This is a genomic window from Pseudomonas sp. P8_229 (genome assembly GCF_034008635.1).
Classification (GTDB): Bacteria; Pseudomonadota; Gammaproteobacteria; order Pseudomonadales; family Pseudomonadaceae; genus Aquipseudomonas.
The window spans coordinates 3,873,814-3,888,444 of record NZ_CP125378.1 but is presented as its reverse complement, the minus strand read 5'-3'; the positions used below and the strand labels follow the sequence as shown (position 1 = coordinate 3,888,444).

The window sequence follows — 14,631 nt, the reverse complement described above, 5'->3', positions numbered from 1 at the left end:
ATTATGCCGCTCACTCCAGAGCAGAAGAAACAGTACAAATCCATTGGCCACCACCTGAAACCAGTCTTGACTGTGGCTGACAACGGTTTGACTGAAGGTGTGCTAGCCGAACTCGAACGCGCATTGGCGGATCACGAGCTGATCAAGATCAAGCTCAACATCCTCGATCGCGAGTCGCGCTTGGCGCACATTGCAGAACTGTGCAAGGTCGGCAAAGCGGACCTGGTTCAGGTCATCGGCAAGATGGCACTGGTTTACCGCAAGAACTTCAGCGCCAACAAGCAGCTGTCGAACGTTCATCGCTTCAAGTGATGACAAGGGTCAAGGGTGTGCTTCGCGCACCCTGCCACTCCATCCCGGCACCGGTTGCAGCACCAGCACCAGACCGGAAAAGCCCAATACCAGAAAACTGAACTCCTGCCAGCGCTGCGCATCCGGCCAGCCGACACGCACGGCGACAAACATCGCACACGCATACAACGCCATCAGTAATACTTGCCCGCGAAAATCCCGCCATAGACTGGCAAGGCCCTCGGCCTGTACCAGCACCAAAGCCTGAAAAATCACGCATGCGGCGGCGAAACTCACCACCGGCACCGCAAAAGCATCGGCAATCTCATCGATCAGCAACGGCGCCAGGCCAATCTTGCCCAACACCGCTCGCAAACCGAGATGAACCAACCAGAAGCCGCCGACCCACAACATCTGGGCCAGCTGCCAAAGCATGGCGCCCGCACGTAGCGGGCGCCCTCCTTCAGATGTGACGGACTTCGACAATCTCGTACTCGATAACGCCGCTTGGCGTTTTCACGGCGACTACATCGCCCTCTTCCTTGCCGATCAAGGCGCGAGCCAGAGGCGAGCCGACCGAAATCTTGCCGAGTTTGAAGTCAGCCTCATCCTCACCCACGATGTGGTAAGTCACGGACTCATCAGTCTCGACGTTGGCGATTTCGACGGTTGTACCGAAGATCACCTTGCCGGTATGAGGAATAGTCGTGACGTCGATGATGACCTGATTCTGAATCCGGCCTTCGATATCACGAATCCGCGCCTCGACCATGCCCTGCTGTTCGCGGGCGGCATGGTATTCGGCGTTTTCCTTCAGGTCACCCAACTCGCGAGCCGTACCGATGTCCTGGCTGAGCTTCGGACGAACGACCTTGGTCAGATGAGCGTGTTCTTCTTCCAGGGCTTTCGCGCCCTGGACGGTCATTGGGTATTTGATCATGCCTTCAATCCTGCGTGTAGATCCTGCAAGCGGCGCACGGTCTTCTCGGGACCGAACTTCAGCGCTTCACAGATAGCCTCGCCCGCCGCAATGGTGGTAGTGCAGTAAATCTTGTGCTGCAGGGCATTGCGACGGATGGAGTAGGAATCAGCGATCGACTGACGACCTTCGGTGGTGTTGATGATCAGGGTGACTTCGTCATTCTTGATCATGTCGACCACGTGCGGACGACCCTCGGTCACCTTGTTCACGCGGCGCACTTTCAGGCCTGCGGCTTCGATCAGCTTGGCAGTACCGGCAGTGGCGACCACTTCGAAGCCCAAGTTGATCAGATCACGGGCCACGCCTGCAACCAGTGGTTTGTCGTCGTCACGCACGCTGATGAACGCGGTACCGCCGGTCGGCAGCACTTCGCTCGCGCCCATCTGGGCTTTGGCGAATGCTTCACCGAAGGTGTCGCCGACGCCCATCACTTCACCGGTCGACTTCATCTCTGGGCCGAGGATCGGGTCAACGCCAGGGAATTTGGCGAACGGGAACACCGCCTCTTTCACACTGTAGAAGTTCGGGATGATTTCCTTGGTGAAGCCGATTTCCTTCAGGGTCTTACCGGCCATGACGCGAGCGGCGATCATTGCCAGGGAGACACCGATGCACTTGGACACAAACGGTACGGTACGCGAAGCACGCGGGTTGACTTCGATGACATAGATGTCTTCGCCCTGCAGCGCCAGCTGTACGTTCATCAGGCCGACAACGCCCAGTTCCAGGGCCATTTTCTTGACCTGTTCACGCATTTCGTCCTGGATGTGCGCCGGCAGCGAGTACGGCGGCAGCGAGCACGCGGAGTCACCGGAGTGAACGCCCGCCTGTTCGATGTGCTGCATGATTGCGCCGATCACCACGTCTTTGCCGTCGCAGACCGCATCCACGTCCATCTCGATGGCGCAGTTGAGGAAGTGATCGAGCAGCACCGGGCTGTCGTTGGAGACTTGCACCGCATCACGCAGATAGCGCTTGAGCTCGTCTTCCTTGTAAACGATTTCCATCGCGCGGCCGCCCAATACGTAGGACGGGCGCACCACCAGCGGATAACCGATTTTTGCGGCAGCACGAACAGCTTCGTCTTCGCTGCGCACGGTGGCGTTTGGCGGCTGACGCAGGTTCAGGCGCTCAACCATTTGCTGGAAGCGCTCACGGTCTTCGGCGCGATCGATAGCGTCAGGGCTGGTGCCGATGATTGGCACGCCAGCAGCTTCAAGGGCACGAGCCAGTTTCAGCGGAGTCTGGCCGCCGTACTGGACGATAACGCCTTTCGGCTTCTCGACACGGCAGATTTCCAGCACGTCTTCCAGAGTCACCGGCTCGAAGTACAGACGGTCGGAAGTGTCGTAGTCAGTGGAAACGGTTTCCGGGTTGCAGTTGACCATGATGGTCTCGTAGCCGTCTTCGCGCAGTGCGAGGGCTGCGTGCACACAGCAGTAGTCGAACTCGATGCCCTGGCCGATACGGTTCGGACCGCCACCCAGAATCATGATCTTGTCGCGACCGGACGGCGCTGCCTCGCACTCTTCCTCGTAAGTCGAGTAGAGGTAAGCGGTGTCGGTGGCGAACTCGGCGGCGCAGGTGTCAACGCGCTTGTAGACCGGGAACACTTCCAGCTTGTGACGGTGCGTGCGCAGGTTCTTCTCGGTCACACCCAGCAGCTTGGCCAGACGCTGATCGGAGAAGCCTTTGCGCTTGAGTTTGTACATCAGGTCGCGGTCGATAGCGGACAGACCGAGGGTCTTGACCTTCTCTTCATCCTTGATCAGATCTTCGATCTGTACCAGGAACCACGGGTCGATCATGTTCATGCCGAAGATTTCTTCGACGGTCATGCCGGCGCGGAACGCGTCCGCCACGTACCAGATACGCTCGGCGCCCGGCACGGTCAGTTCACGCTTGAGCACGCTCATGCTTTCCGGGTTGCTCAGATCGAGCTTCTCGTCCAGACCGCAAACGCCGACTTCCAGACCGCGCAGCGCTTTCTGCAGGGATTCCTGGAAGGTACGGCCGATGGCCATGACTTCACCCACCGACTTCATTTGGGTAGTCAGGCGTGCGTCAGCCTTGGCGAACTTCTCGAAGGCGAAGCGTGGCAGCTTGGTCACGACGTAGTCGATCGACGGCTCGAAGGACGCCGGGGTCTTGCCGCCGGTGATGTCGTTCGACAGTTCGTCGAGGGTGTAGCCCACAGCCAGTTTGGCAGCGACTTTGGCGATCGGGAAACCGGTGGCTTTCGAGGCCAGCGCCGAGGAGCGCGACACACGCGGGTTCATCTCGATCACGACCATACGGCCAGTGTCCGGGCAGATACCGAATTGAACGTTGGAACCGCCGGTCTCGACGCCGATCTCGCGCAGTACCGCCAGGGAGGCGTTACGCAGGATCTGGTATTCCTTGTCGGTCAGGGTCTGAGCCGGAGCCACGGTGATCGAGTCACCGGTGTGCACGCCCATCGGGTCGAAGTTTTCAATCGAGCAGACGATGATGCAGTTGTCCTTTTTATCGCGGACAACTTCCATTTCATATTCTTTCCAGCCGATCAGCGATTCGTCGATCAGCAGCTCTTTGGTCGGCGACAGATCCAGACCACGGGCGCAGATTTCTTCGAACTCTTCACGGTTGTACGCGATACCGCCACCGGTGCCGCCCATGGTGAAGGACGGACGAATGATGCACGGGAAGCCCAGGGTTTCGAGAACCGCGTTGGCTTCTTCCATGCTGTGGGCGATACCGGAACGCGGGCACGCCAGGCCGATGGACTTCATCGCCTTGTCGAAACGCGAGCGGTCTTCAGCCTTGTCGATGGTGTCGGCATTGGCGCCGATCATTTCCACGCCGAACTTTTCCAGAACGCCTTCGCGCTCCAGGTCCAGGGCGCAGTTCAGAGCGGTCTGGCCGCCCATGGTTGGCAGCACCGCATCCGGACGCTCTTTCTCGATGATCTTGGCCACGGTCTGCCACTTGATCGGCTCGATGTACGTGGCGTCAGCCATGTCCGGGTCGGTCATGATGGTGGCCGGGTTGGAGTTCACCAGGATGACGCGGTAACCCTCTTCGCGCAGGGCTTTGCAGGCCTGGGCGCCGGAGTAGTCGAATTCGCAGGCCTGGCCGATAACGATCGGGCCAGCGCCGAGAATCAGGATGCTTTTAATGTCTGTACGTTTTGGCATGGGTTTGTCACTCAAATCCGCAGGTCAGTCGGCAAGCCGTCTTGATCGATTTCTGAAGTCCCGAAGGGGCCGCCGGTGCCGGGGCCGCCCTCGAGGGGCTTCTCTCTACAGTCTCAAGGCGAACGCTTAGCGTCGCTTGGCCATCTCGTTGATGAAGCGGTCGAACAGTGGCGCGACATCGTTCGGGCCCGGGCTCGCCTCAGGGTGACCCTGGAAGCTGAACGCGCTCTTGTCGGTGCGCTCGATGCCTTGCAGGGTGCCGTCGAACAGCGATTTGTGGATCGCACGCACGTTGGCCGGCAGGGTCGCTTCGTCAACCGCGAAACCGTGGTTCTGGCTGGTGATCATCACGACGCCAGTGTCCAGATCCTGCACCGGGTGGTTGGCACCGTGGTGGCCATGGCCCATTTTCAGGGTCTTGGCGCCGGAGGCCAGAGCCAGCAGCTGGTGACCGAGGCAGATGCCGAACACCGGAATTTCGGTCTCCAGCACTTCCTTGATCGCCTTGATTGCGTAGTCGCATGGCTCCGGATCACCAGGGCCGTTGGACAGGAACACGCCGTCCGGCTTGAGTGCCAGCACGTCGGCAGCCGGGGTTTGCGCCGGCACCACGGTCACGCGGCAGCCGCGCTCGACCAGCATGCGCAGGATGTTCAGCTTGACGCCGTAGTCGTAGGCAACCACGTGATATGGCAGCTCGGACGCTTCGATGGTCGCGTGGCTGTCAGTCTTCAAATCCCAGACAGTGGAGCGCCATTCGTACTTTTCCTTGGTGCTGACGACTTTCGCCAGATCCATGCCCTTCAGGCCAGGGAAGCCTTGCGCGGCGGCAATTGCCGCTTCTTCGGAAATGTTGTCGCCGGCCATGATGCAGCCGTTCTGTGCGCCTTTTTCACGCAGGATGCGGGTCAGGCGACGGGTGTCGATACCGGCGATTGCCACAACGCTGTTGGCTTTCAGGTAGTCGGACAGGGACATCGTGTTACGCCAGTTGCTCGCTACCAGCGGCAGGTCACGGATAACCAGGCCAGCGGACCATACGCGGTCGGACTCGGCATCTTCCGGCGTGGTGCCGGTGTTGCCGATGTGCGGGTAAGTCAGGGTAACGATCTGTTGGGCGTAGGAAGGATCGGTAAGGATTTCCTGATAGCCGGTCATTGCGGTGTTGAACACCACCTCACCAACGGTCTGACCGTCGGCTCCAATGGCTTCGCCGCGAAAAATGCTGCCATCAGCAAGGGCGAGTATGGCTGGCTTAGTCAAGAAGACCTCCCGTAAATAACGCATGAAAGGGCAATCGCAGGTTGTAAAAAAGCGGAGTGACGTATGGACACGTCACCCCGCTTCTTCACTGAATTATTCTGCGCGCTTTTAGTGGACACACTAAAGCTGTAGCTTACAGAAAAAGGCTTTTTTGGTCCACCGCTAAAGAGCCTAAAAGGCCGGAGAATGCGACAGGGCGTCACGCGGTGCAGAAAAACCAGCGCAAACCGGGCGTTTGCGCTGGGTAAAGCAGTCAATTAATGCAGATCAAGCACGTCCTGCATGTCATACAGACCCGGCTCGCGAGCATCCAGCCACAACGCCGCACGCACCGCGCCTTTGGCAAAAGTCATGCGACTGGAAGCCTTGTGCGTGATCTCCAGGCGCTCGCCCTCACAGGCGAACAGCACGGTGTGATCGCCGACCACATCACCACCGCGAACGGTGGCGAAACCGATGGTTTCCCGTTCGCGCGCACCGGTGTGGCCTTCACGGCCATAGACCGCAACCTTCTGCAGATCACGATCCAGCGCCTCGGCGATCACTTCACCCATGCGCAGCGCCGTGCCCGAAGGCGCGTCAATCTTGTGCCGGTGATGCGCTTCGATGATTTCGATGTCGGCATCATCGCCCAGCACCCGGGCGGTCATTTCGAGCAGCTTCAGCGACAGGTTGACCCCGACACTGAAGTTGGCCGCGAAGACGATCGGAATATCCTTGCCCGCCTCGGCCAGCAGTTGCTTCTGCGCAGCGTCGAGCCCAGTGGTGCCGATGACCATGGCCTTGCCGGCCTTGCGACAGAACGCGAGGTTTTTCAGCATCACTTCCGGCAAGGTGAAATCGATCAGCACATCGAACTCTTCAGCCACCGACTCAAGATTGCCGGACAACGGCACACCGATGCGACCCAGCGAAGCCAGCTCACCGGCATCCACCCCGATCAGCGTACTGCCGGGACGAACGATCGCCGCGGTCAGGCCGGTCAGCGGCGCGCGCTGCTGCACGGCCTCGACCAGGATCTTGCCCATGCGCCCGGCGGCGCCCATCACAGCTATACGTCGCATGCCGACTCCTTACAGATCGCCGAAGAAGCGCTTCACACCATCGAACCAACCGGTGGTTTTCGGCGAGTGGCTGTTGTCGTCCGCCAGCGAGCTGCGGAACTCTTCGAGCAGTTCGCGCTGACGACGATTCAGATTGACTGGCGTTTCCACCGCTACGCGGCACATCAGATCGCCCGCACCACCGCCACGCACTGGTGCCACGCCCTTGCCGCGCACACGGAACTGCTTGCCGGTCTGGGTGCCTTCGGGGATTTTCAGTTTGACGCGACCGTCGAGCGTCGGGATTTCCAGCTCGCCACCGAGCGCCGCATCAACGAAGCTGATCGGTACTTCGCAGAACAGATGCTTGCCATCGCGCTGGAAGATGTCGTGCTCGCGCACGTTGATCACAACGTACAGGTCGCCAGTCGGGCCACCTTGAGTACCCGCCTCGCCTTCGCCAGACAGACGAATGCGGTCGCCGGTATCGACGCCAGCCGGCACTTTGACCGACAGCGTTTTGTACTCTTCGACACGACCGTCGCCGTGGCAGGAATCGCACGGATCGGAAATGATCTTGCCCTGGCCATGGCAACGCGGGCAGGTCTGCTGCACCGAGAAGAAGCCTTGCTGCATGCGCACCTGACCGATGCCGCCGCAGGTCGGGCAGGTCGATGGCGACGAGCCTTTCTTCGCGCCGGAACCATCGCATGGCTTGCAATTGACCAGTGTCGGAACGCGGATATTCACGGTAGTGCCGCGCACCGCTTCTTCCAGATTCAGCTCCAGGGTGTAGCGCAGATCGCTGCCACGCTGGGCGCCACCACGGGAACCGCCGCGACCGCCACCGAAGAAGTCACTGAAGACATCGCCAAAGATGTCCGAGAAATTCTGCCCGCCGAAACCGGCGCCACCGCCGCCCATGCTCGGGTCGACACCGGCATGACCGTACTGATCGTACGCCGCGCGCTTGCTCGAATCGGACAATACTTCGTAGGCCTCGTTGGCCTCTTTGAACAGTTCTTCCGACGCTTTGTCATCGGGATTACGGTCCGGGTGATGCTTCATCGCCAGACGACGATAGGCCTTCTTCAGGTCTGCATCGCTTGAACCACGCTCTACACCCAATACTTCGTAATAGTCACGCTTTGCCATAAGTCTTTTGCACTCTTGAGGACGTTCGGCAAACCCCTCCTGAGGATGGCCAAACTCGTTGAGCCCCAATACAGGCCCGGACCCAACTCACGTCAATTCAACGATCCTGGTCTTTGTTTCTTTTGGTACTTGCGGCGCGAAAAGCAGGAGCATTCCCGGCCATACCAGCAGCAGGCAAACCTTGTCGCATGCTGTAAAAATTCGTGTATTCCAGATACGCCAACGCGGGAGCAAGCTCCCGCGCGGCGACATCCTACCAGTCACCGCCGCAAGGCAGTCAACCGGCCGACCAACAACTTACTTGTGGTCTTTGACCTCTTCGAACTCGGCATCGACAACATCGTCAGCCTTTTCAGCTTTCTCGTCGTGCGGCGCCGCGCCTTCAGCAGGCTGAGCCTGTTCGGCGTACATCTTCTGAGCGACCGGAGCCGAGACTTTCGACAGCTCTTCGATCTTCGCTTCGATGGCAGCCTTGTCGTCGCCTTTCACAGCGGCTTCCAGTGCAACCACAGCGGCTTCGATCGCGGTCTTCTCTTCAGCGCTGACCTTGTCGCCCGCTTCGGTAACCATTTTGCGAGTCGAGTGAACCAGTGCATCACCCTTGTTACGGGATTCAGCCAGCTCAGCGAACTTGCGGTCTTCCTCGGCGTTCAGCTCGGCATCGCGAACCATCTTCTGAATTTCTTCATCCGACAGACCGGAGTTGGCCTTGATGGTGATCTTCTGCTCTTTACCGGTCGCCTTGTCTTTCGCGCCAACGTGCAGGATGCCGTTAGCGTCGATGTCGAAGGTCACTTCGATCTGCGGCACGCCACGTGGAGCTGGTGGAATGTCGGCCAGGTCGAACTTGCCCAGGGATTTGTTCTGTGCGGCTTGCTTACGCTCACCTTGCAGAACGTGAATGGTCACAGCGCCCTGGTTATCGTCGGCAGTCGAGAACACTTGCGATTTCTTGGTAGGAATCGTGGTGTTTTTCTCGATCAGCGCGGTCATCACGCCACCCATGGTTTCGATACCCAGGGTCAGCGGGCTGACGTCGAGCAGCAGAACGTCTTTCACGTCACCGGCCAGAACAGCGCCCTGAATCGCAGCACCCATGGCAACCGCTTCGTCCGGGTTCACGTCTTTACGAGCTTCTTTACCGAAGAAATCGGTCACCAGCTTCTGTACCAGCGGCATACGGGTCTGACCGCCGACCAGAATCACGTCGTTGATCGCGCCAACGTCGATACCGGCGTCTTTCATGGCGATACGGCAAGGTTCGATGGTGCGCTGAACCAGGTCTTCAACCAGTGCTTCGAGCTTGGCACGCGAGATCTTCACGTTCAGGTGCTTAGGACCGGTGGCATCTGCAGTGATGTACGGCAGGTTGACGTCGGTCGACTGAGCGGAAGACAGCTCGATCTTGGCTTTCTCAGCGGCTTCTTTCAGGCGCTGCATGGCCAGCGGATCACCCTTGAGGTTCATGCCGCTTTCTTTCTTGAATTCGTCAACGAGGTAGTCGATCAGACGAATGTCGAAGTCTTCACCGCCCAGGAACGTGTCACCGTTGGTGGCCAACACTTCGAACTGGTGCTCGCCGTCAACTTCAGCGATCTCGATCACGGAAACGTCGAAAGTACCGCCACCCAGGTCGTAAACGATCACGGTGTGATCGCCCTTGGCCTTGTCCATACCGTAAGCCAGAGCAGCTGCGGTTGGTTCGTTGATGATACGTTTTACGTCCAGACCGGCGATGCGGCCGGCGTCTTTGGTCGCCTGACGCTGGCTGTCGTTGAAGTAGGCCGGAACGGTGATCACCGCTTCGGTCACAGGCTCGCCGAGGTAGTCTTCGGCGGTCTTCTTCATCTTTTTCAGGATTTCAGCCGAGATTTGTGGCGGCGCCATTTTCTGGCCGTTCACTTCTACCCAGGCGTCGTTGTTGTCAGCCTTGACGATCTTGTAAGGGACCATCTGGATGTCTTTCTGCACAACCTCTTCGTCGAAACGACGACCGATCAGACGCTTTACTGCGTACAGGGTGTTGTGCGGGTTGGTCACTGCCTGACGCTTGGCCGACTGACCTACCAGGATTTCGCCATCGTTGGCGTAAGCGATGATCGACGGCGTGGTGCGCGCGCCTTCAGCGTTTTCAATAACTTTGGCTTTGCCGTTTTCCAGCACGGAGACGCAGGAGTTGGTAGTCCCCAGGTCGATACCGATAATTTTGCCCATGTTCACTCTCCCGAAACTTTGGATTTTTTTGCCGCAGCAGTTGTGGCTAACTGCGGTAATACTTAAACGCTTGACTTCTAAATGGGGGCCTTGCGGCTAATTTCAAGCCTTCTCGTCAATCGAAGGCGAAATTGGCGCCGGCGCCTTGCTGACCACAACCATGGCCGGACGCAACAGGCGACCGTTGAGCTGATAGCCCTTCTGGAACACCTTCAGCACGCTGTTTGGCTCAACATCGGCGCTTTCCTGCATGGCCATCGCCTGATGGTGAACCGCGTTGAACGGCTCGCCATGCGGATCAATCGCTTCAAGCTGATAGCGCTTGAGGGTGTCGTGGAACATTTTCAGGGTCAGCTCGATGCCTTCGCGCATCGGACGGATGCTTTCGTCGTCCGGGTTCGACAGCTCGAGGCCGCGCTCCAGGCTGTCGACGATCGGCAACAAGTCACTGGCGAATTTTTCCAGGGCAAACTTGTGCGCCTTTTCGACGTCCTGTTCGGCACGACGGCGGACGTTCTGCAGATCGGCAGCTACGCGCAGAGACTGATCCTGCGCGGCGGCCAATTGCTCTTCGAGCACTTGTACACGGGTCGCCAGGTCGTCACCCGAAGTCTCGGGCGCCTGATTGGCTTCTGGATTTTGCGTATCTACTGTCTGTTCGTCAGCCATAGAATTCTCCTTTCAATTACGTCCGCGAGCTCGACTCGCGCTTCTGCCCCGATATATGGGGCCGCAAAATCAGGCTTCAAGGGCCTGCAATGATTACCCCTACAAAAAAGTGCTGCATTGTCATTCCCGGCCGGACTAAGCATTTGATCGGATCAAGCGAATCGAGCTAAGCGAAGGCATTGTCAGCCAGAAACAAAACACTGTATAAATAACCAGACCTAAAGCCTGGGAGCGGCCTTTATGCTGGTGCACCTGTCCGTACACAACTACGCCATCGTTGAACATCTCGATCTCGAACTCGATCGCGGGATGAGCGTGATCACAGGGGAAACCGGCGCCGGCAAGTCGATCATGCTCGACGCACTGGGCCTGACCCTCGGCGATCGCGCCGACAGCGGCGTGGTCCGCCCGGGCGCCGACAAGGCCGACATTCTCGCGACCTTCGATCTGGTCGACATCCCTGAAGCCCATGCCTGGCTGGCCGAGCGCGACCTCGAAAACGATGGCCCGTGCATCCTGCGCCGGGTCATCACCGCCGAAGGACGTTCGCGCGGCTATATCAACGGCACGCCCTGCCCGCTCGGCGACCTCAAGGCCCTCGGCGAACTGCTGATCGATATCCACAGCCAGCACGAACACCAGTCCCTGCTGAAAACCGATACCCATCGGCGGCTGCTCGATGAATACGCTGGCGCGACCGATCTGGCCCGTCAGGTTCAACTGGCTGCTCAGCGCTGGCGCCAGACCCGCCAGGAACTGGAGCGCCTCTCCAATTCCGGCGACGAACAACGTGCCCGCCATCAACTGCTCAGCTACCAGCTCGAAGAACTGGAAAACCTCGGCCTCGGCGAAAACGAGCTGGAACAGCTGGAGCAGGAACACAAAAACCTGACCAACGCCGAAACCCTGCTCGGCATTTGCCGACAAGTGGTCGAACAATGCAGCGAGAGCGATTCCGGCAACGTGCTGAACGCGCTGACCGCCAGCCTCAATCGCCTGTCGAGCGTGAACAATTCGATTGGTGCACTGGGCGAGGCCAGCAGTCTGCTGACCAGTGCGCAGATCCAGGTCGAAGAAGCCGTCGGCGAGCTCAATCGCTTCCTCGATAACTTCGATGCCGATCCGGCGCGCCTGCAATATCTGGAAGAACGCCTCGACGCGATCTACACCTTGGCACGCAAACACCGGATCCAGCCGACCGAGGTCGGTGAAATGCAGCAGAAGTTGCTGGATGAAATCGAAACGCTCAACGCCAACGACGAATCCATCGAGCGCCTGGGTGAAGAACTGGCCTCGTACGCCCGCCACTATCAAGAGAAGGCGCGAGAGCTGAGCGATTTGCGGCATCAGGCTGCCGGCAGTCTCGCCAGCGCGGTTGAGCAGGAGATTCAGCGACTGGGCATGCCGGGTGGGCGCTTCACCATTGAGCTGCGCGCCAACAGCAGCGATGAATTGCTACCCAATGGCCTGGAACAAGTCGAACTACTGGTCAGCGCCAACCCCGGCCAGCCGTTGAAGGCACTGGCCAAAGTGGCCTCCGGTGGCGAGCTGTCGCGGATCAGCCTGGCGATTCAGGTGATTACCGCACAAACCTCACGGGTGCCAACGCTGGTATTCGACGAAGTGGACGTAGGCATTGGCGGGCCGACTGCGGAAATTGTCGGCCAGTTGCTGCGGCGCCTGGGTGATCGCGGGCAGGTACTGACCGTGACGCACTTGCCGCAGGTGGCCGCGCAGGGTCACCAGCATTTATTCGTGCACAAGGTACGCGGTGAGCAAGCGACTCACACCGCCGTTTCCAAGCTGAGCAAAAACGACCGTATAGAAGAAGTGGCACGGATGCTGGGTGGCATTGACCTGACCAAGGAGTCTCTGGCTCACGCGAAAAAGATGGTCGTCACCGCCAAGGCCTGACCGGAGGTTACAAGCACGACAGAAAGCACGAAGGCGACCCTTGGGTCGCCTTCGTTCGTTTCGCGAACCTGAAATTCGCGCGACATGCTTACTTTTTCTTGCGTACGTACAGCACCAGATTGTGATCTACCAGATCAACACCGTGCTCCTCGGCAATTGCCTTCTGGAGCTTTTCGATTTCCGGGCTGACGAATTCGACGACTTCACCGGTTTCCACGTTGACCATATGGTCGTGGTGGCCACCGTCGGCCAATTCGAATACCGCGTGGCCACCGTCGAAGTTGTGACGGACCACGAGGCCAGCGGCTTCGAACTGGGTCAGAACACGGTAAACCGTGGCCAGACCGACGTCCTCGCCAGCTTCCATCAACGCCTTGTAGACGTCCTCGGCACTCATGTGACGCTGCTCGGTAGAGTCGAGCATTTGCAGGATCTTGACCCGTGGCAGGGTCACTTTGAGGCCGGCTTTGCGTAGTTCGCTATTTTCAACCATGGTCAGCTTTCTCGCGATGCTGCTTCGCAGCTTCTCTTAATGCGGGTATGATCGGCGTTTACGTTGTCCCAGCCAAGATAGTGGAAGTCGCCCACCGATGCAAAACACCAAGCTCTTGCTAACCAGTTTCACCTTTGTGGGACTGCTCGCACTCGCCGGTTGTTCATTCCCCGGGGTTTACAAAATCGACATCCAGCAGGGCAATGTCGTCACGCAGGACATGATAGACCAGTTACGCCCGGGAATGACCCGTCGGCAAGTACGGTTTATCATGGGTAACCCTCTGCTGACCGACACGTTCCATGCCGATCGCTGGGATTATCTGTACAGCCTGCAACCTGGCGGCGGTGAACGCCAACAGGAACGCATGAGTGTTATTTTCAACTCCAACGACCAGCTTGTCAGCCTGTCCGGTGACTTCATGCCGGGCGTAAGCCGTGACGAAGCCATTCTGGGCAAGGACAGTGGCACCAGCGTGACCGCGCCTGCTACCGAGAACGCCGAGAAGCCGAAGCCGGAACAACCAGCCAAACCAGGTTCCTTGCTGGATCAGATCCAGAAGGACGTGGACGGTGTTGAAACCGTTCCGGTTCCGACGCCTGAGCCACTGGACACCTCGCCGCAATAATTTGCGACGCAATAAAAAACCCGGAAATTCCGGGTTTTTTATTGCCTGCGATTTGACCAACTACTGATTTCGCGCTTTGGCCTCGGCAGCCTTGGCCGCCCGCAAGCGTCGCACCTCTTTCGGATCTGCCAGCAATGGCCGGTAGATCTCGATGCGCTCCCCCGCCTGAATCGGGCGAATCTGTGGATCAGCAACCACTTTGCCGAAGATCCCCAGCGGGCACCCGCTCAAGCCCAGCTCCGGGAACTCAGCGCCAATTCCGGACTTCAGCGCAGCCTCACGCACTGTCGTACCCTCAGGCACGCTGACAGTGCGCAAAACCTGACGATCCACGGCGGCATGCACCACCTCGATCTCGATCACCGACTCAACCATGCATCTGTTTGGCGCGCTGGCAAAACGCATCCACCAGTGTATTCGCCGCCTGATTGAACAACGGCCCGAGGGTCGCACGCACTATCGGACCGGCGTAATCGAACGACAGGTCGAGACTGATCTTGCAGGCCTTTTCACCCAGCGGCTTGAACACCCAGACGCCGTGCAACTGATTGAACGGACCTTCTTCCAGATTCATTTCAATCGACTGCCCCGGCACCAGCGTATTGCGCGTGACGAAATGCTGGCTAAGCCCCCCCTTGGCCACGCCAACGCTGGCGCACATATGCTCAGGCGAGCTTTCCAGCACCTCGGCAGACGAACACCAAGGAAGGAACTCCGGGTAACGCGCCACGTCGTTGACCAGGTCATAAAGAAATTGCGCCGGATATGGCAGCAGCGCTGATCGTTGAATGTGTGTCGTCATG

The 14,631-nt window shown here is 58.8% G+C and carries 14 protein-coding genes; 3 read left to right on the top strand and 11 right to left on the bottom strand.

The annotated features are described in order from the left end of the window. Positions 1 to 3: 3 nt before the first annotated feature. Positions 4 to 312, top strand: a complete 309-nt coding sequence (locus QMK55_RS17455) for a YhbY family RNA-binding protein (protein WP_016771761.1) — start codon at positions 4 to 6, stop codon at positions 310 to 312. 9 nt (positions 313 to 321) lie between these two features. Here the strand turns inward: QMK55_RS17455 and QMK55_RS17450 are convergent, their stop codons facing one another. The 8 genes from QMK55_RS17450 to grpE all read right to left on the bottom strand — a co-directional run bounded on the left by QMK55_RS17450 (position 322) and on the right by grpE (position 10,793). Beyond that, complete coding sequence (locus tag QMK55_RS17450; RefSeq protein ID WP_102358344.1) at positions 322 to 726, bottom strand: MFS transporter; 405 nt, start codon at positions 724 to 726, stop codon at positions 322 to 324. Positions 727 to 754: 28 nt separating this feature from the next. Next, the gene (greA, locus tag QMK55_RS17445; RefSeq protein ID WP_003221530.1) at positions 755 to 1,231 is read right to left on the bottom strand and encodes a transcription elongation factor GreA; all 477 of its coding nucleotides are present in this window, start codon (positions 1,229 to 1,231) and stop codon (positions 755 to 757) included. Then, positions 1,228 to 4,449: a carbamoyl-phosphate synthase large subunit gene (carB, locus tag QMK55_RS17440; protein ID WP_320329646.1), complete on the bottom strand. Its 3,222-nt coding sequence runs from the start codon at positions 4,447 to 4,449 to the stop codon at positions 1,228 to 1,230. Before carB ends, greA begins: the two co-directional genes overlap by 4 nt. Positions 4,450 to 4,575: 126 nt before the next feature. Continuing rightward, complete coding sequence (gene carA, locus QMK55_RS17435) at positions 4,576 to 5,712, bottom strand: glutamine-hydrolyzing carbamoyl-phosphate synthase small subunit (RefSeq protein ID WP_320329645.1); 1,137 nt, start codon at positions 5,710 to 5,712, stop codon at positions 4,576 to 4,578. 257 nt (positions 5,713 to 5,969) lie between these two features. Next, complete coding sequence (gene dapB, locus QMK55_RS17430) at positions 5,970 to 6,776, bottom strand: 4-hydroxy-tetrahydrodipicolinate reductase (protein ID WP_102358341.1); 807 nt, start codon at positions 6,774 to 6,776, stop codon at positions 5,970 to 5,972. A 9-nt stretch (positions 6,777 to 6,785) separates the two neighbouring features. Next, positions 6,786 to 7,910 (bottom strand): molecular chaperone DnaJ, encoded by a 1,125-nt coding sequence (dnaJ, locus tag QMK55_RS17425; protein WP_003221522.1) that lies wholly within the window; start codon positions 7,908 to 7,910, stop codon positions 6,786 to 6,788. 297 nt (positions 7,911 to 8,207) lie between these two features. Beyond that, a complete protein-coding gene (gene dnaK, locus QMK55_RS17420) occupies positions 8,208 to 10,124 on the bottom strand; it encodes a molecular chaperone DnaK (protein ID WP_102358340.1) in 1,917 nt (638 codons plus the stop codon). Between the two features lie 102 nt (positions 10,125 to 10,226). After that, positions 10,227 to 10,793, bottom strand: coding sequence for a nucleotide exchange factor GrpE (gene grpE, locus QMK55_RS17415; protein WP_025110461.1), 567 nt, complete (start codon positions 10,791 to 10,793; stop codon positions 10,227 to 10,229). 240 nt (positions 10,794 to 11,033) lie between these two features. Here grpE and recN point away from each other — a divergent pair, with 240 nt between their 5' ends. Beyond that, positions 11,034 to 12,707 (top strand): DNA repair protein RecN, encoded by a 1,674-nt coding sequence (gene recN, locus QMK55_RS17410; RefSeq protein WP_102358337.1) that lies wholly within the window; start codon positions 11,034 to 11,036, stop codon positions 12,705 to 12,707. Positions 12,708 to 12,795: 88 nt separating this feature from the next. Here the strand turns inward: recN and fur are convergent, their stop codons facing one another. Beyond that, positions 12,796 to 13,200 carry a ferric iron uptake transcriptional regulator gene (gene fur / locus QMK55_RS17405; protein ID WP_003221515.1) on the bottom strand — a complete coding sequence of 135 codons (405 nt, stop codon included), beginning with the start codon at positions 13,198 to 13,200 and terminating at the stop codon, positions 12,796 to 12,798. Between the two features lie 97 nt (positions 13,201 to 13,297). On the opposite strand from fur, the gene QMK55_RS17400 reads away from it, so the two are divergent. Further along, positions 13,298 to 13,828 carry an outer membrane protein assembly factor BamE gene (locus QMK55_RS17400; RefSeq protein WP_102358335.1) on the top strand — a complete coding sequence of 177 codons (531 nt, stop codon included), beginning with the start codon at positions 13,298 to 13,300 and terminating at the stop codon, positions 13,826 to 13,828. A gap of 60 nt (positions 13,829 to 13,888) precedes the next feature. Here QMK55_RS17400 and QMK55_RS17395 read toward each other — a convergent pair whose 3' ends face one another. Beyond that, positions 13,889 to 14,203 (bottom strand): RnfH family protein, encoded by a 315-nt coding sequence (locus QMK55_RS17395; RefSeq protein ID WP_320329644.1) that lies wholly within the window; start codon positions 14,201 to 14,203, stop codon positions 13,889 to 13,891. Continuing rightward, positions 14,196 to 14,630, bottom strand: coding sequence for a type II toxin-antitoxin system RatA family toxin (locus QMK55_RS17390; protein WP_320329643.1), 435 nt, complete (start codon positions 14,628 to 14,630; stop codon positions 14,196 to 14,198). Before QMK55_RS17390 ends, QMK55_RS17395 begins: the two co-directional genes overlap by 8 nt. Between the last annotated feature and the right edge of the window lies 1 nt (position 14,631).

Bases quoted from the DNA above. Each gene is read 5' to 3' on its own strand.
- dnaK (WP_102358340.1), bottom strand. From the start codon at position 10,124: ATGGGCAAAATTATCGGTATCGACCTGGGGACTACCAACTCCTGCGTC.
- grpE (WP_025110461.1), bottom strand. From the start codon at position 10,793: ATGGCTGACGAACAGACAGTAGATACGCAAAATCCAGAAGCCAATCAG.
- QMK55_RS17390 (WP_320329643.1), bottom strand. From the start codon at position 14,630: ATGACGACACACATTCAACGATCAGCGCTGCTGCCATATCCGGCGCAA.
- dapB (WP_102358341.1), bottom strand. From the start codon at position 6,776: ATGCGACGTATAGCTGTGATGGGCGCCGCCGGGCGCATGGGCAAGATC.
- QMK55_RS17455 (WP_016771761.1), top strand. From the start codon at position 4: ATGCCGCTCACTCCAGAGCAGAAGAAACAGTACAAATCCATTGGCCAC.
- greA (WP_003221530.1), bottom strand. From the start codon at position 1,231: ATGATCAAATACCCAATGACCGTCCAGGGCGCGAAAGCCCTGGAAGAA.
- QMK55_RS17400 (WP_102358335.1), top strand. From the start codon at position 13,298: ATGCAAAACACCAAGCTCTTGCTAACCAGTTTCACCTTTGTGGGACTG.
- recN (WP_102358337.1), top strand. From the start codon at position 11,034: ATGCTGGTGCACCTGTCCGTACACAACTACGCCATCGTTGAACATCTC.
- fur (WP_003221515.1), bottom strand. From the start codon at position 13,200: ATGGTTGAAAATAGCGAACTACGCAAAGCCGGCCTCAAAGTGACCCTG.
- carB (WP_320329646.1), bottom strand. From the start codon at position 4,449: ATGCCAAAACGTACAGACATTAAAAGCATCCTGATTCTCGGCGCTGGC.
- QMK55_RS17395 (WP_320329644.1), bottom strand. From the start codon at position 14,203: ATGGTTGAGTCGGTGATCGAGATCGAGGTGGTGCATGCCGCCGTGGAT.
- dnaJ (WP_003221522.1), bottom strand. From the start codon at position 7,910: ATGGCAAAGCGTGACTATTACGAAGTATTGGGTGTAGAGCGTGGTTCA.
- QMK55_RS17450 (WP_102358344.1), bottom strand. From the start codon at position 726: ATGCTTTGGCAGCTGGCCCAGATGTTGTGGGTCGGCGGCTTCTGGTTG.